The organism is Bifidobacterium sp. UBA4282, from assembly GCF_002394995.1.
In the GTDB taxonomy this organism is placed as follows: Bacteria; Actinomycetota; Actinomycetes; order Actinomycetales; family Bifidobacteriaceae; genus Bifidobacterium; species Bifidobacterium pullorum_B.
The window spans coordinates 922-1,151 of the sequence record NZ_DGVO01000007.1 but is presented as its reverse complement, the minus strand read 5'-3'; the positions used below and the strand labels follow the sequence as shown (position 1 = coordinate 1,151).

The following is a 230-nucleotide window of genomic DNA, read 5'->3' as shown; positions in this document are numbered from 1 at the left end:
CGGCGACACGATCCGCGTCTCCCTGTCGGCGCCGCCGGTCGAGGAGGTCAAGGTGGGGTGCAAGATCCTTGAATACCTGGGACTGCGCCCGCGCAAGTTCGACATCATCTCATGCCCGAGCTGCGGACGCGCGCAGGTGGATGTGATCCAGCTGGCCAACGCCGTCACCGAAGGGCTCAAGGATGTGACCGCGCCGATTCGCGTGGCCGTGATGGGCTGCATCGTCAACG

1 protein-coding gene is annotated in these 230 nt (G+C 65.7%); it reads left to right on the top strand.

Translation table 11 applies throughout. The annotated features are described in order from the left end of the window. On the top strand, nucleotides 1-230 hold a 230-nt coding region (locus B4C31_RS00905), incomplete at both ends, for a flavodoxin-dependent (E)-4-hydroxy-3-methylbut-2-enyl-diphosphate synthase (RefSeq protein WP_291530958.1).